Here is a 546-nt window from a genome sequence, read left to right as displayed (position 1 = left end):
GCTTGAGACCGAGATAGTCGCGGCCCTCGTTGGAGCGCTTCGACCAGGCGGCGCCGATCTCGGCGCGGCCGACGAAGACCCGGTGGCTGGGGGCGTTCTCGCCGCTGGCGCGGGCTTCGGGGACGATGCGGACGTTCTTGGTCTGGACGCTGAGGGTGACGATTTCGCCGGTGTACTCGTTCGAGCCGGTCTTCTTGAAGGTGGCGATGGTCGCCATGGGAAGTGTGCTTTGGATTTGCCTGTCGAGCCCGCACCATTGCGGCCTCGATGGTGATCGCCCGGCCGGAGGCAATCGACGGCGCACCCGCAGGGCTTCAGACAGCAAAGGAGGGACTTTCTTGGTGCGCGAGGAATGACGGCGCAGCCGGCAGGGGAAGAAAGTCTTGACGGCGCTGTTGCGCCTTAGGCGATTGAGGCGAAGCCGTCCTTCGGCCAGATACACCCATCGAAGAGGCCGTGTCGGTGCGCTCGCAACAGGCAATGGGTCAACGGAGACCTAGCGATCTGTCCGGAGCCGGGCTTTGCGGGCGGCGACAGATCGCTAGG

At 65.2% G+C, this 546-nt stretch carries 1 protein-coding gene; it reads right to left on the bottom strand.

What is annotated here, in order from left to right; all coding sequences use genetic code 11:
* Window positions 1-217: DUF736 domain-containing protein (locus tag RX972_RS29175; RefSeq protein ID WP_316880777.1), on the bottom strand; the 217-nt coding region annotated here is incomplete at its 3' end.
* Window positions 218-546: the final 329 nt, after the last annotated feature.

Source organism: Pseudomonas syringae group sp. J309-1, assembly GCF_032582135.1.
Classification (GTDB): Bacteria; Pseudomonadota; Gammaproteobacteria; order Pseudomonadales; family Pseudomonadaceae; genus Aquipseudomonas; species Aquipseudomonas quasicaspiana.
This window is presented reverse-complemented; position numbering and strand designations above follow the sequence as displayed.